The following is a 24,113-nucleotide window of genomic DNA, read 5'->3' on the forward strand; positions in this document are numbered from 1 at the left end:
GGCGAGGACACCGCACCAGGAGGCTGGTCGGTAGCCAAGTAAAAGGCGGGCCATCTCGCGGGTTGCATTGGCTTGCGAGTACGGGCCGCAACTACAGAGATCCAACGCATCAGAAGCACGTCATGCATTGCTTACACCCTGCACACCGACCATCTCGGCTGGTCCTTGCCCGCTCACCGTCGCGGGACCTTACGCGGCATGGATGCCGCGTAAGAGCCTACATGGACGTACTTGCGGCGTGTCCCGCGATGGTGGGCGGGCAAGGGCCCTGCAGCCAAGCCGCAGATCCCGCCGCTCCGCAACTGATCTATCCACACTGCGGACGCCCTCAAGACACAACACATACCGCGCACACCGACCATCTCGAATGGTCCTTCCCCGCCCACCATCGCGGGACCTTACGCGGCATGGATGCCGCGTAAGAGCTTACACGGACGTACTTGCAGCGTGTCCCGCGATGGTGGGCGGGCAAGGGCCCTGCAGCCAAGCCGCAGATCAGTCGCTCTTCGCCAGACAGGCCCGCGTCTTGCTGGACAAACCGGCTGAACAGACGCGCGCCCTGTCGAGAAGGCCCGGCTAAAGAAGCACCCGACACAACACTAGGTGCCCGCCTCGCTAGCGCAGAGAAAGTTGCGCCCGCAGATCACACTCAGCCCAGCGACAGCATCCTTCTCAGCCCCCGCGCCGGAATCCCGGCGCGGTTTCGGCACGCCGCTTGCATTGGTGTGGATGCCTCCCTGGCTGACCGCACCCATGAGCGATTCCGTTACCTCCATCCTCTCGCAGATCCGCAGCTACCAGACGCAGATGGGCCAAGGCCCGATGGGCGCGGTGGGCGATGCGGCGCGCGGCAATCAGATTCAGGGGCTGGCCGGCACGCAGGGCACCCCGGCCACCCAGGCACCGAGCTTCAGCGAGACCTTGCGTGGCGCCATCGGCGGCGTCAACGAGGCCCAGCAGAAGTCCGGCGCGCTGGCCAAAGCATTCGAAATGGGCGACCCCAGTGCCGATCTGGCACGGGTCATGGTCGCCTCCCAGCAGTCCCAGGTGGCCTTCCGCGCCACCGTGGAAGTCCGCAACCGTCTCGTCCAGGCTTATCAGGACGTCATGAACATGCCGCTGTAAGGGTTAACGACACATGGCACTCGCGATTTCCAAAGAAAACATCAACCAGAACGCCGAAAAGGCCGGGCAATGGTTCGACCGTGTCCGCAGCCTGCAGATCACCCGCAAACTGACCATGATGGCGATGATCGCCCTGGCGGTGGGGGCCGGTCTGGCCGTGTTCTACTGGTCGCAGAAACCTGGCTACCAGTCGCTGTACACCGGCCTGGACGACAAGGGCAATGCCGAAGCGGCCGACCTGCTGCGTACCGCGCAGATCCCGTACAAGATCGACCAGAACACCGGCGCCATCTCGGTGCCGCAGGACCGCTTGTACGACGCCCGCCTGAAGCTGGCCGGCTCCGGCCTGACCGGTAAAGAGACCGGCGGCGGCTTCGAGCTGATGGAAAAAGACCCCGGCTTCGGCGTCAGCCAGTTCGTGGAAAACGCCCGTTACCAGCACGCCCTGGAAACCGAATTGTCGCGCACCATCGGCACCCTGCGCCCGGTGCGCGAGGCCCGCGTGCATCTGGCCATTCCCAAGCCCAGCGCCTTCACCCGTCAGCGCGACGTGGCCAGTGCCTCGGTGGTGCTGGAGCTGCGCGGCGGCCAGGGTCTGGAACGCAATCAGGTCGACGCCATCGTCAACCTGGTCGCCTCCAGCATCCCGGACATGACGCCCGAGCGCGTGACCGTGGTCGACCAGAGCGGCCGCATGCTCTCCATCGCCGACCCCAACAGCGACGCCGCCCAACACGCCGCCCAGTTCGAACAGGTGCGCCGCCAGGAAAGCTCCTACAACCAGCGCATCCGCGAGCTGCTCGAGCCGATGACCGGCGCCGGCCGGGTCAACCCGGAAGTCAGCGTGGACATGGATTTCTCGGTGGTCGAAGAAGCCCGCGAACTCTACAACGGCGAGCCGGCCAAGCTGCGCAGCGAGCAGATCAACGACACCAGCACCAGCGCCACCGGCCCGCAAGGTCCCCCGGGCGCCACCAGCAACAGCCCCGGCCAGCCGCCGGCCCCGGCCGCCAACGCCACTGCCGGCGCACCGGGCACCCCGGCCGCTGCCAATGGCCAGGCCGCCGCGCCTGCCGCGCCGACCGAAAGTTCCAAGAGCGCCACCCGCAATTACGAATTGGACCGCACCTTGCAACACACCCGTCAGCCGGCCGGCCGCATCAAGCGGGTGTCGGTGGCGGTGCTGCTGGACAACGTGCCGCGCCCCGGTGCCAAGGGCAAGATCGTCGAGCAGCCGCTGACCGCCGCCGAGCTCACCCGCATCGAGGGCCTGGTCAAGCAGGCCGTGGGTTTCGACGCGGCACGCGGCGACACGGTGTCGGTGATGAATGCCCCGTTCGTGCGTGAAGCGGTGGCCGGCGAAGAAGGCCCGAAGTGGTGGGAAGACCCGCGCGTGCAGAACGGTCTGCGCCTGCTGGTCGGTGCGGTGGTGGTGCTGGCGCTGCTGTTCGGTGTGGTGCGCCCCACCCTGCGTCAGCTCACCGGCGTGACCGTGGTCAAGGACAAGCAAGGCAAGGGCGGCAAGGATGGCACTCCGCAGAGCGCGGATGTGCGGATGGTCGACGATGACGACCTGATGCCGCGCCTGGAAGAAGACACCGCCCAGCTCGGTCAGGACAAGAAAGTCCCGATCGCCCTGCCGGACGCCTACGAAGAACGCATGCGGGTCGCACGCGAAGCCGTCAAAGCCGATTCAAAACGTGTCGCACAAGTCGTGAAGGGATGGGTCGCCAGTGAAGCCTGAAACACCGCCGATGACCGGAGTACAGCGCGCCGCCGTGCTGTTGCTGTCGCTTGGGGAAAGCGACGCCGCCGAAGTGCTCAAGCATATGGACCCCAAGGAGGTGCAGAAGATCGGCATCGCCATGGCCACCATGACCGGCATCTCGCGCGACCAGGTCGAGCGGGTGATGGACGACTTCAACGGCGAACTGGCCGGCAAGACCTCGCTGGGCGTGGGCGCCGACGACTACATCCGCAACGTGCTGATCCAGGCGCTGGGCGCCGACAAGGCCGGTGGCCTGATCGACCGCATCCTGCTCGGCCGCAACACCACCGGTCTGGACACCCTGAAGTGGATGGACCCGCGCGCGGTCGCCGATCTGGTGCGCAACGAGCACCCGCAGATCATTGCTATCGTCATGGCGCATCTGGACAGCGATCAGGCCGCTGAGGCGCTGAAGCTGCTGCCCGAGCGCACCCGCGCCGACGTGCTACTGCGCATCGCCACCCTGGACGGCATTCCGCCGAATGCGCTGAGCGAGCTCAACGACATCATGGAGCGCCAGTTTTCCGGCAACCAGAACCTCAAGTCGTCCAACGTGGGCGGCATCAAGGTCGCTGCCAATATCCTCAACTTCCTGGACACCGGCCCCGAGCAGGGCGTGCTGGGCGAGATCGGCAAGATCGACGCCGACCTGGCCAGCAAGATCCAGGACCTGATGTTCGTGTTCGACAATCTGGTGGACCTGGACGACCGCGGCCTGCAGACGCTGCTGCGCGAAGTCTCCGGTGAGCGCCTGGGCCTGGCCCTGCGCGGCGCAGACACCAAGGTGCGCGAGAAGATCACCCGCAACATGTCCCAGCGCGCCGCCGAGATCCTGCTCGAAGACATGGAAGCGCGTGGCCCGGTACGCCTGGCCGACGTGGAAGCGGCGCAGAAGGAAATCCTCACCATCGTCCGCCGCCTGGCTGACGAAGGCGCCATCAGCCTGGGCGGCGCCGGTGCGGAGGCGATGGTATGAACGATATCGTCACCCGCTGGCTGGCCCCCGACCTGCACATGGCCCCGGCGCTGCCGGAAACCGAATTCGACGAACCGACGATCTATGAGCCGGTGCTGCGCCCGCCGACCCTGGAAGAAATCCAGGCCATCGAAGACGCCGCCCGTCAGGAAGGTCTGGAGCGCGGACATGCCGAAGGCTTCGCCCAGGGCCAGTCCGAAGTGCGCCGGTTGACTGCGCAGATCGACGGCATTCTGGACAACTTCACCCGCCCGCTGGCGCGGCTGGAGAACGAAGTGGTTGGCGCGCTCGGCGAGCTGGCCGTGCGCATCGCCGGTTCCCTGGTCGGGCGTGCCTACCAGGTCGAACCGCAGCTGCTGGCCGATCTGGTGCACGAAGCCATCGACGCGGTCGGCAGTGCCGGTCGCGAAGTCGAGGTGCGCCTGCACCCGGACGACATCACCGCGCTGCTGCCGCATCTGGCACCCAGCAGCACCACCCGCGTGGCCCCGGACCTGAGCCTGAGCCGTGGCGACCTGCGCGTGCATGCCGAAAGCGTGCGCGTGGATGGAACTCTGGATGCGCGCCTGCGGGCCGCGTTGGAGACCGTCATGCGCAAATCCGGAGCGGGCCTGTGAGCGACGTGTTGGGAGCCACCCCGGCCCCGGCCGATTGGCTGGACGCGCGCAACCTGCGCCTGGCCACGCGCCTGAGCGGGCTGGGGCTGGAGCCGACTGCCGGCCGCACCCTGATCCGCGAAGGCATCCTGCGCCGCGCGGTCGGCCTGACCCTGGAAGCCACCGGTTGCGAAGCGCCGATGGGCGCCACCTGCAAGGTCGAAGTCGACGGCGGCTGGGTCGATGCCGAAGTGGTCGGCTTTGCCGGCGAACGCACCTACCTGATGCCCAGCGCCGAACTGCATGGCTTGCTGCCGAATGCGCGCGTGGTGCCCTCGCGGCGCCGCGGCGGCGTGGAAGTGGGCGAAGGCCTGCTCGGCCGCGTCATCGACAGCGACGGCACCCCGCTCGACGGCAAGGGCCCGATCCGCGGCGAAGGCAGCGTCAGCATGGCCGGCGTGTCGATCAACCCGCTGGCGCGCGAGCCCATCACCACCTCGTTGGACGTCGGCGTGCGCGCCATCAACGCGCTGCTGCCGATCGGCCGCGGCCAGCGTGTGGGCCTGTTCGCCGGCTCCGGCGTCGGTAAATCGACACTGCTCGGCATGATGACCCGCTTCACCTCGGCCGACGTGATCGTGGTCGGGCTGATCGGCGAACGTGGCCGCGAAGTGCGCGACTTCGTCGAAACCACCCTCGGCGAAGAAGGCCTGCGCCGCGCCGTGGTGGTGGCCGCCCCGGCCGACCGCCCACCGTTGGCGCGTCTGCACGGCGCCTACCGCGCTACTGCCATCGCCGAGTGGTTCCGCGACCAGGGTTTGAACGTGCTGCTGCTGATGGATTCGCTGACCCGCTTCGCCCAGGCGCAGCGCGAGATCGGCCTGTCGGTGGGCGAGCCGCCGACCACACGCGGCTACCCGCCATCGGTGTTCGCCAAATTGCCGGCGCTGGTGGAACGTGCCGGCAACGGCGCCAAGGGGCGCGGTTCGATCACCGCCTTCTACACCGTGCTGACCGAAGGCGACGACCCGCAGGACCCGATCGCAGACGCCGCCCGTGCCATTCTCGACGGCCACATCCTGCTCTCGCGTCGGGTTGCCGACAGCGGACTGTACCCGGCCATCGACGTGGAATCGTCGGTCAGCCGCGTGGTGCAGGACATCGCCGACGACACCTGGCGCCTGCGCATCCGCAAGCTCAAGCGGCTGCTCTCGGCGTATTCGTCCAACCGCGACCTGATCGCCATCGGCGCCTACCAGCGCGGCAGCGACCCGGCCACCGACGAAGCATTGGCGCGTTGGCCGGACATCGTCGAATTCCTCGGACAGGACGTCCACAAGGCCGCCCACCTGCCCGACAGCCTGTCCGCGTTGCAGCGGCTGGTCGAACCCGAGAACTAATCCATGATGCAGTCCAAACGGATCGACCCCCTGTTGCGCCGCGCGCAGGAACAGGAAGACCAGGTCGCGCGCGATCTGGCCGAGCGTCAGCGCGCCCTGGACACGCACCAGTCGCGTCTGGAAGAACTGCGCCGCTACGCCGAGGAATACGCCAACAGCCATATGGCCGGCACCAGCGCCGCGGCGTTGACCAACCGCCGCGCCTTCCTGGACCGGCTCGACAGCGCGGTGCTGCAGCAGGCGCAGACCGTGGAAAGCAACCGCAACAAGGTGGAGGCCGAACGCACCCGCCTGCTGCTGGCCAGCCGCGAAAAACAGGTGCTGGAGCAATTGGCGGCCAGCTACCGCGCACAGGAGAACAAGGTGATCGAACGCCGCGACCAGCGTGAGATGGACGACCTCGGCGCGCGCCGCTCGCGCCTGGCCCGCAGCGAAGACACCCACGGAGAATCCGCATGAACCCCCTGTCCGCTTTTGCCGCTGGTCTTGGCGCGCTTGCCGGCACCGGCAAGAAATCCAGCTATAGCGACCCGTCGTCCGAGCCGGACGCCGGCCAGGACCAGTTCGCGCGCATGCTCAATCCGGCCAACACGCCCAACCAGGCCCCGCCGCAGGCGCCCGAGCGCGTGCCGGCCAAGCAGACCGCGCCCAAGCCCAGCCAGTCCGACAAGCAACGCGACGACAACGATAACGGCGACGATGCAGCCGGCGATGCCACTGCACGGCCGCGTGCGCAGGACGGCGACAGCAAGGCTGCAAAGCCCGCCAAGTCCGGCTCCACCAAAGAATCAACTACAGCCGAGAGTAGCTCTGCCGCGGGCACCGCCAAGACCGGCAAGAACGCAAAACCCGCGACCGCCAGCGAAGACGCACCTGCCGAAGCCGCCACCGCGACCGATTCCACCTGGCCACCGCCAGGTCTGGGCGGCTTCGGCATGGGCCTGCTGGCGCAAGCCCTTCCCGGTGGCGAAGTGCTGGCTGCCGCGGCAGCGGCACTGACCGCCAGCATGGCCGGGGCAGCAGGCGGCACGGCGAGTGCAACCGCCCTGCCCACCGATGCTGCTGCGCCTACCGCGATGGCAACCGCCGGCACCGCCCTGCCCTCGTTGGGCGCACTGGCACCGGCTGCCGCCGCAGGCGCCAAGCCCACTTCCGTCACCGCCTTGAGCGGCGACGCCCAGACCGCCGCGCTGATGAGCATGGCCACTAAGGCACTGGACCCGAGCGCCGACGACTCCGCAGGCCCGGCAGCGCTGGACGCCCCGGCGTTCGTATTGCCGACTACCACGGCCGCCACGCTCGGCCGCCTGCAGGATCCCGCTCCGGTGTTCAGCGCCTCGCCCACCCCGACCCCGGAAATGGGCAGCGACAACTTCGACGATGCCATCGGCGCGCGTATGAGCTGGCTGGCAGACCAGAAGATCGGCCATGCGCACATCAAGGTGACCCCGAACGAGATGGGCCCGGTCGAAGTGCGTCTGCATCTGGACGGCGACAAGGTCAGCGCCAGCTTCACTTCGGCCAACGCCGAGGTGCGCCAGGCGCTGGAACAAAGCCTGCCGCGCCTGCGCGAAATGCTCGGCCAGCAGGGTTTCCAGCTGGGCCAGGCCGATGTGGGCCAGCAACAGCAAAGCCAGTCCGGCAACCGTAACGGCGGCAGCGGCGACGGCAATGGCCTGACATTGGACGACAGCCCACCCGTCGGAATTCCGTCGGTGGTGTTACGCCAGCGTGGATTGCTGGACGCTTACGCCTGAAGTACTGCGCCGGATCACCCCCGGCGCGACTGAAAACCGCGTGTCGGCATGATGCCGGCGCGCGCCCCTCCCTCGCAGCGCAAGGCTTGCGGGGCTTTTCGCGTTGGCGCGCAGGCCGCGCCAGGAAACCGTCGCGGTTTTGGCATGCCAATTGCATCCACAGGGTGAGCATTCCCCTGGAGCAGACTGTGGCAGCCGCCGAAAAACCCAAGAAGACCGAAGACAAAGACGAGAAAGGCGAAAAGAAGAAGGGTGGCAAGAAGTCCATCCTGCTGATCGCCATCGGTGTGGTGGTACTTGCGGCCGCTGGCGGCGGCGCCTGGTTCTTCTTCGGCCACAAGGGCGATGAGAAAGGCGGCAAGCACGCCGCACCCAAGGTCGCCGAAGTGCCCAAGCCGGCCCAGTACTTCCCGATGGACCCGGCGATCGTGGTCAATCTGGCCGACCCCGGCGATGGCCCGCAGTACCTGCAGGTCGAAGTGCAGCTGGTCACCCGCGACCCGGAAGACCTCAAGCTCATCACCGAGAACGCCCCGGCCATCCGCGCGCATCTGCTGATGCTGCTGTCGCAGACCAAGGCCACCGACGTGGCCGACCTGGTCGGCAAGCAGAAGCTGCAGAAAGCCGCGCTGGTCGAAGCGCAGAAGGTCATGACCAGCGAGACCGGCAAGAAGTGCGTCGAAGAACTGCTGTTCACCAGTTTCGTTACCCAGTAAGGCACGGCCAATGAGCGTCAGCGATCTGCTTTCCCAGGACGAAATCGATGCCCTGCTGCATGGCGTGGACTCGGGCGTGGTCAACACCGAGCCGGAGCCATTGCCCGGCGAGGCGCGCCAATACGATCTGTCCAGCCAGGACCGCATCATCCGTGGGCGCATGCCGACCCTGGAGATGGTCAACGAGCGCTTTGCGCGGCTGTGGCGCATTGGCCTGTTCAACCTGATCCGGCGCTCGGCCGACCTGTCGGTGCGCGGCATCGACCTGGTCAAGTTCAACGAGTACATGCACTCGCTGTACGTGCCCACCAACCTCAACCTGATCCGCTTCAAACCGCTGCGCGGTACCGGCCTGATCGTGTTCGAACCTACGCTGGTGTTCACCGTGGTGGACAACTTCTTCGGTGGCGACGGCCGTTACCACACCCGTATCGAAGGCCGCGAATTCACCGCCACCGAGATGCGCGTGGTGCAGCTGATGCTCAAGCAGACCTTCGCCGATCTGAAGGAAGCCTGGGCGCCGGTGATGGAAGTGGACTTCGAGTACATCAACTCGGAGATCAACCCGCACTTCGCCAATATCGTCACCCCGCGCGAGTACGTGGTGGTGTGCCGCTTCCATGTGGAGCTGGAAGGCGGCGGCGGCGAGATCCACATCACCCTGCCGTATTCGATGCTGGAGCCGATCCGCGAATTGCTCGATGCCGGCATCCAGAGCGACCGCAACGACCGCGACGACTCCTGGAACGTGATGCTGCGCGAGCAGCTGGACACGGCCGAGGTGACCCTGTCCAGCGTGCTGGCCAGCAAGCGCATGAGTCTGCGTCAGCTCACTGGTTTGAAGGTCGGCGACATCCTGCCGATCGACCTGCCCGCACAGGTGCCGCTGTGCGTGGAAGAAATCCCGTTGTTCACCGGCGAATTCGGCGTTTCCAATGGCAACAACGCCGTCAAGATCACCGCCGTCCGCCCGCCCGGCGTGCAAGCCCCGCGTGCCGTTCCATCCCAGGACCCCAGCAAATGATCAACTCCGACATCCTCGACGCCGCGCCCGCCACTTTCGACAGCCTGCAGCCCGAGCGCGACCTCAATGCCACCGACCTCAACCTGGACGTCATCCTGGACGTGCCGGTGACCCTGTCGCTGGAAGTGGGCCGCGCGCGCATCCCGATCCGCAACCTGCTGCAGCTCAACCAGGGCTCGGTGGTGGAACTGGAACGCGGCGCCGGCGAACCGCTGGACGTGTACGTCAACGGCACCTTGATCGCGCATGGCGAGGTGGTGGTCATCAACGACCGCTTCGGTATCCGCCTCACCGACGTGGTCAGCCCCAGCGAACGGATCCGGAGGCTGCGGTGATCGGCCTGCTGGCCTTGGCCGCGCCGGTTGCGGCCAAGGCCAGCCAGGTCGGCGCGCAGGCGCCGTCCTCGCCCAGCCTGTTTGGCGCGGTCTTTGCATTGCTGCTGGTGCTCGCGCTGATCGTCGGCCTGGGCTGGTTGCTCAAGCGCCTGCCCGGCAGCGGTTTCCGCAATACCGAGGGCCTGCGCGTGGTGACCAGCCTGGCAGTGGGTGCCAAGGAACGCGTGGTGGTGGTGGAGGTGAACGGCCAGCAGTTGTTGCTCGGCGTCACCGCCGGCGGCATCAACACCCTGCACACCTTGTCCGAACCGCTGCCGACCCCGCCGGCCCCCACCCTGCCCAACTTCAAGCAACTCCCCAATTTCGCCCAGCTGCTCGCACAGAAGCTGCGCAAGGACCCGTGACATGTTCAGTCGTTGGAATCGCTGGGGGCGCAGCCTGCGCCTGATCTTGATCCTGCTGGTGATGAGCTGCCCGCTGCTGGCCGCCGCCGCACCTGCCGCCTTGCCGGCGATGGCTCAGGCCGCCGCTCCCGCTGCGGCGCCGGCTCCGGCCGGCGCCAATCAGTTGCCTTCGTTGCCGAACGTGAGCGTTGGCCGCATCGGCGACCAGCCGGTGAGCCTGCCGCTGCAGACCTTGCTGCTGATGACGGCGATCACCCTGCTGCCGTCGATGCTGCTGGTGCTGACCGCCTTCACTCGCATCACCATCGTGCTGGGCCTGCTGCGCCAGGCGCTGGGTACCGGCCAGACCCCATCCAATCAGGTGCTGCTGGGCCTGTCGATGTTCCTGACCGCACTGGTGATGATGCCGGTGTGGCAAAAGATGTGGGGCGCCGGCCTGTCGCCGTACCTCAACAACCAGATCGATTTCTCCACCGCCTGGACGCTCACCACCCAGCCGCTACGCGCCTTCATGCTGGCGCAGATCCGCGAGACCGATCTGATGACCTTTGCCGGCATGGCCGGCGACGGCAAGTACGCCGGCCCGGACGCAGTGCCGTTCCCGGTGCTGGTGGCCTCGTTCGTGACCAGCGAGCTGAAGACCGCGTTCGAGATCGGCTTTCTGATCTTCATCCCGTTCGTGATCATCGATCTGGTGGTCGCTAGCGTGCTGATGTCGATGGGCATGATGATGCTGTCGCCGATGCTGATCTCCGCACCGTTCAAGATTCTGCTGTTCATCCTGGTGGATGGCTGGGTGCTGGTGGTGGGCACGCTGGCAGCGAGCTTCAACGCGTCGTAGCCGCGGGGTTTTGCATGCTCGCTGCACTGCCGGGGTGTCTACCCGGCTTGCCACTTCAGCCTGACGCCGAAGCCGGCGCTGAGCAATGAGCCAGCGAAGCCACACAACACGCGTGGCTTCGCCTCGTACCCTCACCCCTCTCCCGCTGGAGAGGGGCTAGTCCCGACTCCCCAATCCCGTCCTTTGGCACCCCACTTGCATCAGACCCCTCCATGAGCCCTGAAATTGCCCTGACTGAATTGCGTGGTGGCCTGGTCACCGTCCTGTGGATTGCCGGGCCGATGTTGCTGGCGGTGCTGGTGGTCGGCGTGGTGATTGGTGTGGTGCAGGCTGCCACGCAGTTGAACGAACCGACCATCGCCTTTGTCGCCAAGGCCGTCGCGCTGACGGCCACGCTGTTTGCCACCGGCAGCATGCTGCTGGGGCATCTGGTGGAGTTCACCATTGCGCTGTTCCAGCGTATTCCGCATTTGATCGGTTAGCGGGATAGATCGGATGGATGCTGCGACCCAGATGGTGATCGATGGTCAGCGCGCGTTCGCGATGGTCGGGGCGATCATGTGGACGATGCTGCGCACCGGCGCGTTGCTGACCGCGATGCCGTTGATCGGCACGCGCGCGGTGCCCGGGCGGGTGCGGGTGATGCTGGCCGGCACCTTGTCGATGGTGCTGGCGCCGCTGCTGCCGCCGGTACCGGAGTGGGATGGCTTTACCGCGCAGGCAGTGCTCAGCGTGGCACGCGAGCTGGCGGTGGGCGCGAGCATGGGCTTCATGCTCAAGCTGATCTTCGAGGCCGGCGCGTTGGCCGGCGAGCTGGTGTCGCAGTCCACCGGTCTGTCGTTTGCGCAGATGTCCGATCCGCTGCGCGGGGTAACGTCCGGCGTGATCGCACAGTGGTTCTACATCGGATTCGGGCTGCTGTTCTTCGCGGCCAATGGGCACCTGGCGGTGATCTCGTTGTTGGTGGACAGCTACAAGGCCTTGCCGATCGGCACCGCAGTGCCGGATGCGGCCGCCTTTGCCGAAGTGGCACCGACGCTGTTCCTGCAGATCCTGCGCGGCGGGCTCACCTTGGCGTTGCCGATGATGGTGGCGATGCTGGCGGTCAACCTGGCCTTCGGCGCATTGGCCAAGGCGGCGCCGGCTTTGAATCCGGTGCAGTTGGGCTTGCCGCTGACGGTGTTGCTGGGCTTGTTTCTGCTCTCCAGTTTCGCCAGCGAATTCGCACCGCCCGTGCAGCGCATGTTCGACACTGCGTTCGACGCCGCCAGAGCATTGACGGCGTAAGTGTGAACTGCCTCAAGTTTTTGGCCGGCAAGCCGTCAACGCCACAGGACGACTGACGACGCCAATCGCCAGTCATCACATCCTCACTGCCACGCCTGCGGGAACCGATGCCCAACGTGTCTGCGCTGTTCGCCCGTTCTGCCGTGCGCAGCATTGCGCCATGGGCATGGCTCTGCCTGCTTGTGACCGGCTTGGCCAGTATCGCGAACGTGCAGGCGCAGAGTTACAGCTTCCGTGATTACGCCCAGGCCGATGGCCTGCAGGGCATGACCATCACCGGTCTGGTCGAGGATCGCCGTGGTGTGGTGTGGGTGGCCACCGAATTGGCGTTGCACCGGTTCGAGCGCGAGCGCTTCATCGCCGCCGGCCAGGATCAGGGCCTGGACGCTCGCTTCACCCGTGGCCTGACGCTGGATAGCGCCGGCCGATTGTGGGTGGCCACCGCCAATGGCGTGTTCGTGCGCAACGGCGAGCAGTTCATCCAGGTGCTGCGCGAGGGCAAGCGCATTCGCGCCGATGCCGGCAATGTGATCGCCGCCTACCGCGACGGGGTCGCGGTGATCAGCGCAGGGGCGCTGCTGGCGGTGACGCCGGGCGCGGGCAAGCAATGGCAGGTGCAACCGCTGCCGCTGCGAACGCCCGATGGAATCCTGCAGCCATCGGGCAGCACCCTGCTGGCCGATGGGCAGTTTCTGTGGGCGTCGTGCGGCGCTGGCGTGTGCCGGTTGGATGCAGCCGGCAAGGTGGTCGAATCCCTCTCCGAAGCCGATGGCGTGCCAGCGCGCCGCTGGCGGGTGATCTTTCGCGAACGTGGCGGGCGGCTGTGGCTGCGTGGCGGCGGCGCCATCGTGTCGCGCGAGCCGGGCGCGAGCCACTTCCAGACGCATCCGGCCAACGCGCACAGCAGCTTCAGCACCATGTCCGGTGCCACCACCATGGTGGAGGATGCACGCGGGCGCATGCTGACCCGCTCCGATCATGGGCTGGTGCGCTGGGACGGCACCCATTGGCACGACATCGGCCCCGACCAGGGCCTGCAGCTGGATGCCATGGTCGGCCCACTGCTGTTGCAGAGCAACGGCACCTTGTGGATCGGCACGCGTGGGCTTGGGGTGCAACGCCTGCTCGGCTACGGCAGCATCGAGCATCTGACCGAGCCGCAAGGCATGCCGTCGGCGCCGACCTGGGCGATGCAGCGCCTGCCCAACGGCATGCTGGCGGTTGGCGCCGATGGCGGCGCTGCCCTGCTGCCCCGGCATGCCGAGCGCGCCCAGCCGTGGTTGCTGGAAAACGGCAAGCCGTTGTCGCAAACGCTCAGCGTTGCGGTGGCACCGGATGGCGCGCCCTGGGTGTCGTACTTTTCCGGCGCCATTGCGCGGCGCGATCCGCACACCGGGCTGACCCGCGTGGTGATGGACATGCCCAGGCCGGGCTACAAGCTGCTGTTCGACAACGCCGGTTCGGTCTGGATCTCGACCCCGCGCGGGCTGGCACGCGGTCAGACCACCCCACCCTATGCGCTGAACTTCGAGCCGGCGCTGCAGGGCAAGTTTGTCGGCGACATCGACTTCGACCGCCAGGGCCGGCTGTGGGCGGCGACCGGCGACGGGCTGTATCGCCGCGAGGGCACGCAGTGGGTGCGCGTGCCGGTGCGCGGCTCGCTGCCCAGCCAGGACATGTTCCAGATCGATTTCGCACCGGACGGCGAAATCTGGCTGTCGCTGCGCGAGGCCGGGCTGTGGCACGGTCGCCTGCAGGCCGACGGCGGTGTCTCGGTACAGGCGGTCGGCGACCCGCTGATCTCCAAGGTGATGCCCTTCATCCTGCGCCACGACCGCAAGGGCCGGCTGTGGGTCGGCAGCAGCCAGGGGCTGGATCTGTATCAGCAAGGCCGTTGGTCGCGCATCACGCGCAGCGAGGGTCTGCTGTGGGACGACCTGTCGTCCAACGCGTTTCTGGAAGACGACGACGGCAGCCTGTGGATCGGCAGCAGCCGCGGGCTGAGCCACTTGCTCGACCCGCAGCGGTTGTTCGCCGCACAACCGCTGCAGGTGGAGATCGCACACGTGCGGCGCGGCACCGAGACGGTACGCGCCGGGGCGGCGCTGGAATGGTCCGACATTCCGCTGGATATCGACCTGGCCACGCCCGGCGTGGAAGGCGGCGCCGACCGAATCAGCTTCCGCTACCGGGTGGAAGGCCATCAGGCGCGCTGGACCACCACCTCGCTCAGCCATCTGACCTATCCGCTACTGCCGCCCGGCACCTATACGCTGGAAGTGCAGGTGCTGGATGCCTATCAACGCAGTAGCAGCCCGATCACGCGCTTTCGTTTTGTGCTGCATCCGCCATGGTGGCGCGGCATTCCCGCGTTGATCGGCTATGTGCTGCTGGGCATCGCGGCGGTGATCGTGCTGCTGCGCTGGCGCACGCGCAAACTGCTGCGGCGCAAACGCGAGCTGGAGCAACTGGTGGCCGAACGCACCGCCGAGCTGGAGCAGGACAAACGCGAGCTGGAAGTCGCGCGCGCCGAACTGGCGCTCAAAGCCACCCACGACGAGCTGACCGGCCTGCTCAATCGCGCAGGCATCTTGCACGCGCTGCGCGGCATGCTGGCGCGTGCCACGGTCCAGGCGCAGCCGTTGGCGGTGGTGCTGATCGACCTGGATCACTTCAAGCTGGTCAACGACCAACACGGCCATCTGGCCGGCGATGCGGTGCTGGCCGAGGTCGGCCGGCGCCTGGATACGTTGGTGCGCGGCGACGACCGGATCGGCCGCTACGGTGGCGAGGAATTGCTGGCGCTGCTGCCCGGTCTGAATGCCGACTCCACGCATCGCTTGCAGGCCTTGCATCGCGGCATCTGCGGCGATTACCCGATCGACGGCAGCGTGCTGGCGGTGACCTGCTCGGTCGGCGTGGCCTGGTTTCAGCCGGGCGAAACCCTGGAACAGTTGCTGGCGCGCGCCGACGCGGCGCTGTATCGCGCCAAACGCAGTGGACGCAATCGCATCGACTACGACCACACCGCGTCTGAGCACGCCGCTGAGAGTTGAGCGTTAGCGCCGAAGCGCCTTGAAATACGTTGAAAGCGGCGTTCCAGCGAACGCACAACTCGATTCGACTGCGCTGCCGGCAAACCGATGCCAGCGCCTGTCGAGCTCGCATGCAATCGACTGTCGGGCGGTAATCACGCCATCGTGTTGCTGCGCGCATTAAAGAAACACGCGTGAACAGCCGTTAGTCGGTTTACTGCGGCCTACTATGGGGGCCGCCCATGGCAAGCGTGAGACACCCGCGCAAGGCGCGGACCACACCTGCCGACGCGTGGGAGAGTGCAACGCTCGTGGGGTGTGAGTACCGCCAGTGGAGGTCGTCGAGCCGGCGCGCGCCGTTTGCCGCGGTGCTGCTGTTGGCATTGCTGTCGTTGGCCGATCTGGCCGGCGCGCAGACCGCAAGCATTCGCCGCTACGCCCATGACCAGGGTCTGCTCGGGCTGGCCGGCACCTGCCTGCTGCAGACCCGCGCCACGTTGCTGTGGGTGTGCACCGAAAGCGGCCTGTATCGCTTCAATGGGCGCAGCTTTCAGCAGGTGGTGCTGGATGGCCTGCGCAACGAATCGATCAGCTCGATGACCGAAACCGCCGACGGTACGTTGTGGGTGGCCGGCTTCCAGACGCTGTTCGTCGGCAACGAACACGGCTTCCGCAGACTGGCGCCTTACGAGGCCGAGCATCTGCAGGAAGGCATGCTGCTGGCCAGCCCGCCGTGGGGCACGGTGCTGGCCAACGGCGGCACGCTGGAGCGGCTGAGTGCACGCGGCAACGGCCGCTGGCATAGCGAGCCGCTGCTGGATACCGCCACCCGCGTGCGCGTGCCCGAGTTGTCCAAGGTGTTGAGCCTGTCGGTGGACGGCGACACCTTGTGGGCCGGCTGTGCCAAGCGGCTATGCGCCATCGATGCGCAGCGCAAGGTGCAGGTGTACGGACCCGAACAAGGCGTTCCGGAAGATCGCTGGTACAGCGTGCTGCGCGACCACGACGGCGCATTGTGGGTACGTGGCACCGGCACCCTGCTCTACCGCGCACCGGGCGCGGCCACCTTCAGCGTGCGGCCGCTGCCGTTGCTGGATGGCAGCACCGTCGGGCAGCAGGCACCGCTGGTGCTCGATCGCGAAGGACGGGTACTGGTGCGCCGCAACGACGGACTGGTGCGCTGGGAAAACGGCCACTGGCGCAGTTTCGGCGTTGAAAACGGGCTGCCGCCGGGCAGCAGCGATGCCATCGTGGTGGACCGCGACGGCGACATCTGGATGACCGTGGACGGCGAAGGCCTGGTGCGCTGGGCCGGCTACGAGTGGATCGAGAACTGGGACGCCTCGCAAGGCATGCCGGTTGCGCCGACCTGGTCGATCGCCCGCGATGCGCAGGGTGCGCTGCTGGTCGGCAACGAACATGGCGTGGGTCGCCAGGCCGACCCGAAGGGGCGCTTCGTTCCTGCATTATCCAACTCCGGGATCCAGATCGTGGGCATGGCGCGCAGTGCCGACGGCAGCCTGTGGACGCTGAACTCGGCCGGCTTCGTGCGCCGCAACTGGCCGGATGGCCGCAGCGCCGAGATCGCCAAACTTCCGCGTACCGGGCGGCGCTTGATCATCGACCGCCAGGGCCGGCTGTGGGTGCTCACTGCCGGTGGCCTGTTTGCGCTCGAACGGCCGCTGGACGGCGGCACGCTGCACATGGTGAGCCAGATGCCGGCCATCGCCTACACCGATATCCAGCAGACTGCCGACGGCACGTTGTGGGTGTCCAGCGCCAATGGCCTGTTTCGGCTGCAGGGCGCGCACTGGTCGAAGGTGAAGGTCAAGGTCAATGGCGGCGCCTCCGACCCGTGGATCAGCAAATTCCATATCAGCGACAGCGGCGAAGTGTGGCTGGCGTTCTATCGCGCCGGGCTATGGCACGGCCTGTTGCTGGACGAAGAAGTGGATCTGCAGGCGGTCAGCGATGAAGCGCTCGCCGACGTCAGCGTGTACCAGTTGCGCGGCGACAGCGTCGGCCGGGTCTGGGTGGGTCACGCACGCGGCGTGGAGGTCTACGACGGCGAGCATTGGGCGCATCTGTCGCAGTCGCAGGGGCTGTTGTGGGACGACGTGTCCGAAGCGGCGTTTGCCGAAGATCCCGATGGCTCGGTGTGGATCGGCACCGCGCGCGGGGTGAGCCATCTGCGCGACCCGGCGCGCCTGTTCGATCAGCGCCAGCCCAGCGTGCGTATCGACAGCGTCAGCCGCGGTGGCGTGCCGGTGCAGCGCGGCCAGTTGCTCGCCTGGAGCGACAGGCCGCTGCATATCGAGCTGTCCAGCATGGAGGTCTACGACGACCCCAGCCGGCTCACGGTGCGCTATCGCCTGCTCGGTCTGCACAACGAATGGATCCAGAGCGACACGCTGTCGATCGATCAACCGCCACTGCCGTCCGGGCATTTCCGCCTGCAGGTGCAGCTGCTGGACCGCTACCGACGCACCACCTCGCCGATCGCCGACCTGCCGTTCGCGGTGGCGCCGCTGTGGTGGCGCAGCCCGCCGGCAATCGCGCTGTATCTGCTGATCGGCAGCGCCCTGCTGGCCGGTTTGTGGCGCTGGCGGCACCGTCATCTGGTGGCGCGCGAGCGCATGCTCGCCGAGCTGGTCGCCGAGCGCACCTATCAGCTGGAGCGCGAAAAACGCGAGCTGGAAAGTGCCCGCGCGGCGCTGGCACTGAAGGCCAGCCACGACGCGCTGACCGGCCTGCTCAATCGCTCCGGCGTGCTCGAGGCGATGGCAGAAGAACTGCAGGCCTGCGCCCACGGTGCGCATCCGCTGGCGGTGGTACTGATCGACCTGGACCACTTCAAGCTGGTCAACGACGAACATGGGCATCTGGTCGGCGATGCGGTGCTGGCCAAGGTCGGCGCGCGGCTGACCGCCTGCCTGCGCGATTCGGACCGCGTGGGCCGTTACGGCGGCGAAGAATTGCTGCTGTTGCTGCCGGGCATGTCGCAACACAGCCAGCATCGGCTGCGTGCCATCCACGAAAAGCTCAGCGTGGCCCCGTACGAAGTGGGCGCCGCCAGTCCGCTGCCGGTGACCTGCTCGGTCGGCGTGGCCTGGTTCCGGATCGGCGACACGGCGGCCACGCTGCTGGCGCGCGCCGACGAAGCGCTGTACCGGGCCAAGCGCCACGGACGCAATCGCATCGAACCGGAGGAGCCTGAGTCGTCAGTGGCATGAGCAGTCACTCCCATCACCCCAGTGCCGCGAACGGCCGCCAGGCGGATCTGCGCGATGTGCCGCAACCGCCGTACATGCGTGCGCGCTGCCAACCTGCCAATGGCATCGCCGCCGCGCATCTGGCGCCAGCGAGTCTCTGCGTCGCCACAACCGGCGCGCAATTGCCGTTGTCATGGCTGACTGCAGTAGTGGTGGTGGTGACGCTGGCCTTGCTGGTGTTGGCGCTGGTGATCTCGGTACTGTCGCGGCGCTTCCAGCAGCGCACCGATGTGCTGGCGCAATCGCTGGCGCAGGCCAATGCCGAGCTGGTACTGGCCGCGCTGCACGACCCGCTCACTCGCCTGCCCAACCGCGTGCTGCTGCACGAACACGTGCTGCAGAGCATCGACCGCGCCCAGCGCGACGGGCAACGCTTTGCGGTGATGCTGATCAATCTGGATGGCTTCAAGGCGGTCAACGACGGCTACGGGCACCAGTTCGGCGACCAGCTGCTGGTGGCGGTGGCCGGGCGTTTGAGTGCGCACCGCCGTGCCCACGGCAGCCTGGCGCGGCTGGGCGCGGACGAGTTTGCGCTGGTGTCCGACATCGCCGACCCCGAGGACGCCGCCGCGATCGCCGCGCATCTGCTGCAGGCGCTGGCGGTGCCGTTCCTGGTCGCCGACCAGGAGCTGCGCCTGAGCAGCAGCGTCGGCATTGCGCTATATCCCGAAGACGCCGGACCGGAAGACGCCGGCAGCGAGCATCAACTGATGACCCATGCCGATGCGGCCATGCGCCACGCCAAACAGGCCGGGCGCAACCGCTACAGCTTCTTCGAGCGCTCGATGACCGGCACCACGCGCGAGCGCCTGCAGCTGCTGCAGGATCTACCGCGCGCGCTGGAGCTGGGCCAGTTCGTGCTGCATTACCAACCCAAATACTGCGCCGAGGATGGCCGCCCGATCGGCGCCGAGGCGCTGATCCGCTGGCAACATCCCGAACGCGGCCTGGTGCCACCGGACAGCTTCATCCCGCTGGCCGAACGCAGCGGCATGATCGGCCCGCTCGGCAGCTGGGTGCTGCAGGAAGCCTGCCGGCAGATGCGCGCCTGGCGCGAGGCCGGGCATGGCGACTGGCGGGTGGCTGTGAACCTCTCGGCCACGCAGCTGGCCTCGCCCAGCCTGCTGGACGAAGTGGCCACTACCCTGGCCGAGCATCTGATTCCGCCCGGCCAACTCACCCTGGAAATCACCGAAACCATGGCCATGCGCGATGCCGACGCCTGCCTGCGCACGCTCGGCCAGCTCAACGCGCTGGGCGTGCGCATCGCCATCGACGATTTCGGCACCGGCTATTCCAACCTGCTCTACCTGCGCAAGCTGCCCGCGCACGAACTCAAGATCGACCGCAGCTTCGTGCAGGCGATGGACACCTGCCCCGAAGACATCGCCATCGGCGCAGCCGTCGTGGCGCTGGCCCACACCATGCGGCTGCAGGTGGTGGCCGAGGGCGTGGAGACCACCGCCCAGCGCAACACCCTGGAACGGCTGGGATGCGACCAGCTGCAGGGCTATCTGCTGGGCCGGCCAATGGACGCAGAGCGTTTTATCGCCACGGTGGTCGCCCAGCGCGATGGCCTGCACCGGCAGGCCAGCTGAGCAAAAAGCATCAAAAAACGACCGTAGACCTGCATCCACGCTCGACGACCCGCCAACCGAGCCGAGCACCAGCCTGCAGTTGGTTAGCCCACGCTCCCGATTCCCGACCTGCGGCCCTCCCCGCTAACCACCCAACTACAACACACCGCCAGCGGCTCCACGCGCGGCCGCTACGTCCCGATTCCCCAATCCCGATTCCCGCCCCCCCAATCCCAGCCCCACCAACTGGAACGCCGCTTGCATGAGGCAGGGCTGACAAGTCACCGGCACCTCCATGTCCGAGTCCGAAGACGGCGGCGAACGTACAGAGCTTCCCACCGAAAAACGCCTGCGCGAAGCCCGCGAGCAGGGCAACATCCCGCAATCGCGCGAGTTGTCCACTGCCGCGGTGTTCGGTGCCGGCGTGTTCGCGCTGATGGCCCTGGCCCGCGGCATCGGCGATGGCGCCAGCGTCTGGATGAAGACCGCGCTCAGCCCGGACCCGAAAATGCGTGAAAACCCGATGGCGCTGTTCGGCCACTTCGGCGACCTGCTGCTGCAGCTGCTATGGGTGATGGTGCCGCTGATCGGCATCTGCCTGGCCGCCGGCCTGGCCGGCCCGCTGCTGATGAGCGGCCTGCATTTTTCCGGCAAGGCGATCATGCCCGACCTCAACAAGCTCAACCCGGCCAACGGGATCAAGCGCATGTGGGGCAGCAACAGCCTGGCCGAGCTGGTCAAGTCGGTGCTGCGGCTGCTGTTCGTCGGGCTGGCCGCCAGCCTGTGCATCTCCAAGGGCCTGCACGGCCTGCGCTCGCTGGTGAACCAGCCACTGGAACAAGCCGTGGGCAACGGCCTGGACTTCACCAAGAGCCTGTTGTTCTACACCGCCGGGGCCTTGGTGCTGCTGGCTGCCATCGACGCGCCGTACCAGAAGTGGAACTGGATGCGGAAGCTGAAGATGACCCGCGAAGAGATCAAGCGCGAGATGAAGGAGAGCGAGGGCAGCCCGGAGGTCAAGGGGCGCATCCGCCAGATGCAGATGCAGATGTCGCAGCGCCAGATGATGGAAGCGGTGCCCAAGGCCGACGTGGTGCTGATGAATCCGACCCACTACGCAGTGGCGCTCAAGTACGAGGGCGGCAAGATGCGCGCCCCGATCGTGGTGGCCAAGGGCGTGGACGAAATGGCCTTCCGCATCCGCGAAGTCTGCGAACAGCACCGGGTATCGATCGTCACCGCCCCGCCTTTGGCACGCGCCTTGTATAGAGAAGCTCAAATTGGCAAGGAAATTCCCGTGAGACTCTATTCGGTCGTGGCCCAGGTGCTGTCCTACGTCTACCAGTTGCGTGGCTGGAACGGCGGCCCGATGCCGGAATTGCCTTCCCTCGAAGTGGATGAGTTCGGCAAGGGAGCCAGCGCATGAGCGCCCAACCCGCACCGCTGAATGCCCGACGCATCATGGAGTTGCTGCGCAACGGCCTGGGCGCCCCGCTGGCGCTGATGGCCATGCTGGCCATGCTGATGGTGCCGCTGGCCGCACCGGTGCTGGATGCCTTGTTTACCTTCAACATCGCCATCTCGCTGATGGTGCTGCTGGCGGTGATCTACGTGCAGCGCCCGCTGGAATTCACCATTTTCCCGATCGTGCTGTTGATGACCACGATGCTGCGCCTGGCGCTGAACGTCGCCTCCAGCCGCGTGATCCTGATCAACGGCCAGGACGGCCACGCTGCGGCCGGCAAGGTCATCGAGGCGTTCGGCCAGTTCGTCATCGGCGGCAATTACGCGGTGGGCATCGTGGTATTCGCGATCCTGACCATCATCAACTTCGTCGTCATCACCAAGGGTGCCGGGCGCGTGTCGGAAGTGACCGCGCGCTTCATCCTGGACGCCATGCCCGGCAAGCAGATGGCGATCGACGCCGACCTCAACGCCGGTTTGCTGACGCGTGAGGAAGCCAAGGCCCGCCGCGAAGAAGTGCGCGAGGAAGCCGACTTCTACGGCGCGATGGACGGCGCCAACAAGTTCATCCGCGGCGACGCCATCGCCGCCATCATGATTTTGTTCATCAATCTCATCGGCGGCATGGCGGTGGGCATGTTCCAGCACGGCATGAGCTTTGTGGATGCCGCCTCCACCTACACCCTGCTGTCGATCGGTGACGGTTTGGTGGCGCAGCTGCCGGCCTTGCTGGTGTCGTCCTCGGTGGCCTTGCTGGTGACCCGCGCCTCGCGTGCGCAGGACATGCGCGGGGCCATGATCAGCCAGGTGTTCGGCCAGCACCGCGCGTTGGCGGTGGCTGCGGCCATCCTGGGCCTGGTCGGCCTGGTGCCGGGCATGCCGAACGTCGCGTTTTTGACGCTCGGCCTGATCCTGGGCGTGATCGCCTGGAAAATGTACAAGCGCAGCCTGGTCATCCCGCCCACCGGCGACCCCGCCACCGACCCCAAGGCCGCAGCGGCGGCCACCGCCGCCCAGGCCAGTTCGGAGCTGAGCTGGGACGAGCTGCGCCCGATCGACCCGCTGGGCCTGGAAGTGGGCTACCGGCTGATCCCGCTGGTGGACAAGAACCAGGGCGGCGAGTTGATGGCGCGCATCAAGGGCGTGCGCCGCAAGCTCACCCAGGACATCGGCTTTCTGGTGCCGCCGGTGCATATCCGCGACAACCTGGAGCTGTCGGCCAACGCCTACCGCCTGCTGGTGCACGGCGTGCCGGTGGCCACTGCGGAAATCTATCCCGACCGCGAACTGGCGCTGGACCCGGGCGGTGCGCTCGGCCAGCTCGACGGCATTCCCGGCAAGGACCCGGCGTTCGGCCTGGACGCCACCTGGATCCAGCCGCATCAGCGCGCCTATGCCGAATCGATGGGCTACACCGTGGTCGACCCGGCCACCGTCATCGCCACCCACCTGTCGCACCTGATCCGCGAACATGCCCCGGAACTGCTCGGCCACGAGGAAGTGCAGCAACTGCTGGCGACCCTGGCCAAGACCGCGCCGAAGATGGTCGAAGACCTCACCCCCAAGGCGCTGCCGCTGTCGGTCGTGGTGCGCGTGCTGCAGAACCTGCTGATCGAACGCATCCCGGTACGCCAGCTGCGCAAGATCGTCGAAGCGCTGGTCGAGCATGCCCCGCACAGCCAGGACCCCACCACCCTCACCGCTGCGGTACGCACCTCGCTGGGCCGCTTCATCGTGCAGGAAATCGCCGGCATGTCGGCAGAGCTGCCGGTCTACACGCTGGCCCCGCAGCTGGAGCGCGTGCTGCAGGAATCCACCCACGGCAACGGCGTGGCGCTGGAACCCGGCCTGGCCGAGCGCCTGCACCAGAGCCTGGCCGATTGCGTCGGCAAGCAGGAAGCCCGCAACGAACCGGCAGTGGTGCTGGTACCCGGCCAGGTCCGCGCCGCGCTGGCCCGCCTGGTCCGCCATAGCGTGCCGACCCTGTCGGTACTGGCGTACAGCGAAGTGCCGGAAGACAAGCGCCTGAAGCTGGTCGGCACGATCAGCTGAGCCTGACGCACCTCGTACGAGCGCACCCGGGCGCGACGGGCTTTACCGGGACGGCCTGTCGCGCCCAGGGGCGCTCCTACGACACGCGACATGCTGCGGACCAGGAAAGCTTGCTGACATCACTGTAGGAGCGACCTTGGTCGCGAGGGCGTTACCGGGATGGCCCATCGCGCCCGGGTGCGCTCCTACGAACCCACCCGCGCCCAGCCCTCTCGCTGCAGACAGGCGACCGACCACCGCACCCAGCGTCGGAAAGCCGCCACTGGTCCAAACCTCCAATCGATTGCACGACGCCAGCCGTTTCGAGACTTTGCGGGCGCTCCACGCTCGACCTCCCACCCGCCAGCGCATCCACCCGCACGGTGGATGTCAACGCATCGCGCCCCTAGAGAAAAGTCAATCAAACCAGTGACTTGAAATCTCGCAGCCGGGCCGATCGCACAGCTCCACCCTGTCCCGACCCTCCAGATTCCCGCGCCGGAAC

Annotated in this window: 18 protein-coding genes and 1 pseudogene; all 19 read left to right on the forward strand. The window is 67.0% G+C overall.

What is annotated here, in order from left to right:
• Positions 1 to 753 precede the first annotated feature (753 nt).
• Positions 754 to 1,125, forward strand: a complete 372-nt coding sequence (gene fliE / locus FFY45_RS21190; RefSeq protein ID WP_006449786.1) for a flagellar hook-basal body complex protein FliE — start codon at positions 754 to 756, stop codon at positions 1,123 to 1,125.
• A gap of 13 nt (positions 1,126 to 1,138) precedes the next feature.
• Complete coding sequence (fliF, locus tag FFY45_RS21195) at positions 1,139 to 2,869, forward strand: flagellar basal-body MS-ring/collar protein FliF (protein ID WP_023903933.1); 1,731 nt, start codon at positions 1,139 to 1,141, stop codon at positions 2,867 to 2,869.
• 10 nt (positions 2,870 to 2,879) lie between these two features.
• The gene (gene fliG, locus FFY45_RS21200) at positions 2,880 to 3,869 is read left to right on the forward strand and encodes a flagellar motor switch protein FliG (protein ID WP_006449784.1); all 990 of its coding nucleotides are present in this window, start codon (positions 2,880 to 2,882) and stop codon (positions 3,867 to 3,869) included.
• Positions 3,866 to 4,486, forward strand: coding sequence for a FliH/SctL family protein (locus tag FFY45_RS21205; RefSeq protein ID WP_176341939.1), 621 nt, complete (start codon positions 3,866 to 3,868; stop codon positions 4,484 to 4,486). The genes fliG and FFY45_RS21205 overlap by 4 nt, the downstream gene beginning before the upstream one ends.
• On the forward strand, positions 4,483 to 5,865 hold the full coding sequence (fliI, locus tag FFY45_RS21210; protein ID WP_176341940.1) for a flagellar protein export ATPase FliI: 1,383 nt from the start codon (positions 4,483 to 4,485) through the stop codon (positions 5,863 to 5,865). Before FFY45_RS21205 ends, fliI begins: the two co-directional genes overlap by 4 nt.
• Before the next feature lie 3 nt (positions 5,866 to 5,868).
• On the forward strand, positions 5,869 to 6,324 hold the full coding sequence (gene fliJ, locus FFY45_RS21215) for a flagellar export protein FliJ (RefSeq protein WP_006449781.1): 456 nt from the start codon (positions 5,869 to 5,871) through the stop codon (positions 6,322 to 6,324).
• A complete protein-coding gene (locus FFY45_RS21220; RefSeq protein ID WP_176341941.1) occupies positions 6,321 to 7,622 on the forward strand; it encodes a flagellar hook-length control protein FliK in 1,302 nt (433 codons plus the stop codon). Before fliJ ends, FFY45_RS21220 begins: the two co-directional genes overlap by 4 nt.
• Before the next feature lie 164 nt (positions 7,623 to 7,786).
• On the forward strand, positions 7,787 to 8,338 hold the full coding sequence (locus FFY45_RS21225; protein ID WP_176341942.1) for a flagellar basal body-associated FliL family protein: 552 nt from the start codon (positions 7,787 to 7,789) through the stop codon (positions 8,336 to 8,338).
• 10 nt (positions 8,339 to 8,348) lie between these two features.
• A complete protein-coding gene (gene fliM, locus FFY45_RS21230) occupies positions 8,349 to 9,362 on the forward strand; it encodes a flagellar motor switch protein FliM (protein WP_006449778.1) in 1,014 nt (337 codons plus the stop codon).
• The gene (gene fliN / locus FFY45_RS21235; protein ID WP_006449777.1) at positions 9,359 to 9,697 is read left to right on the forward strand and encodes a flagellar motor switch protein FliN; all 339 of its coding nucleotides are present in this window, start codon (positions 9,359 to 9,361) and stop codon (positions 9,695 to 9,697) included. Before fliM ends, fliN begins: the two co-directional genes overlap by 4 nt.
• Positions 9,694 to 10,101: a flagellar biosynthetic protein FliO gene (gene fliO / locus FFY45_RS21240; protein WP_176341943.1), complete on the forward strand. Its 408-nt coding sequence runs from the start codon at positions 9,694 to 9,696 to the stop codon at positions 10,099 to 10,101. The genes fliN and fliO overlap by 4 nt, the downstream gene beginning before the upstream one ends.
• Position 10,102: 1 nt before the next feature.
• A complete protein-coding gene (gene fliP, locus FFY45_RS21245; protein WP_006449775.1) occupies positions 10,103 to 10,942 on the forward strand; it encodes a flagellar type III secretion system pore protein FliP in 840 nt (279 codons plus the stop codon).
• A gap of 212 nt (positions 10,943 to 11,154) precedes the next feature.
• Entirely contained in the window at positions 11,155 to 11,424 is a 270-nt protein-coding gene (locus FFY45_RS21250) for a flagellar biosynthetic protein FliQ (RefSeq protein WP_005917968.1), read from the forward strand.
• Positions 11,425 to 11,437: 13 nt separating this feature from the next.
• On the forward strand, positions 11,438 to 12,229 hold the full coding sequence (fliR, locus tag FFY45_RS21255) for a flagellar biosynthetic protein FliR (RefSeq protein WP_176341944.1): 792 nt from the start codon (positions 11,438 to 11,440) through the stop codon (positions 12,227 to 12,229).
• 107 nt (positions 12,230 to 12,336) lie between these two features.
• Complete coding sequence (locus tag FFY45_RS21260; RefSeq protein ID WP_176341945.1) at positions 12,337 to 15,285, forward strand: ligand-binding sensor domain-containing diguanylate cyclase; 2,949 nt, start codon at positions 12,337 to 12,339, stop codon at positions 15,283 to 15,285.
• 290 nt (positions 15,286 to 15,575) lie between these two features.
• The gene (locus tag FFY45_RS21265) at positions 15,576 to 18,497 is read left to right on the forward strand and encodes a diguanylate cyclase (protein WP_176341960.1); all 2,922 of its coding nucleotides are present in this window, start codon (positions 15,576 to 15,578) and stop codon (positions 18,495 to 18,497) included.
• A gap of 101 nt (positions 18,498 to 18,598) precedes the next feature.
• A pseudogene (locus tag FFY45_RS21270) lies at positions 18,599 to 20,134 on the forward strand (putative bifunctional diguanylate cyclase/phosphodiesterase); the annotation flags it as partial.
• A 274-nt stretch (positions 20,135 to 20,408) separates the two neighbouring features.
• Positions 20,409 to 21,539, forward strand: coding sequence for a flagellar biosynthesis protein FlhB (gene flhB, locus FFY45_RS21275; protein WP_115038909.1), 1,131 nt, complete (start codon positions 20,409 to 20,411; stop codon positions 21,537 to 21,539).
• Positions 21,536 to 23,629 carry a flagellar biosynthesis protein FlhA gene (gene flhA / locus FFY45_RS21280; RefSeq protein ID WP_023903920.1) on the forward strand — a complete coding sequence of 698 codons (2,094 nt, stop codon included), beginning with the start codon at positions 21,536 to 21,538 and terminating at the stop codon, positions 23,627 to 23,629. Before flhB ends, flhA begins: the two co-directional genes overlap by 4 nt.
• Positions 23,630 to 24,113 lie beyond the last annotated feature (484 nt).

It is taken from the genome of Xanthomonas hortorum, assembly GCF_011305375.1.
GTDB classification, from domain to species: domain Bacteria; phylum Pseudomonadota; class Gammaproteobacteria; order Xanthomonadales; family Xanthomonadaceae; genus Xanthomonas; species Xanthomonas hortorum_E.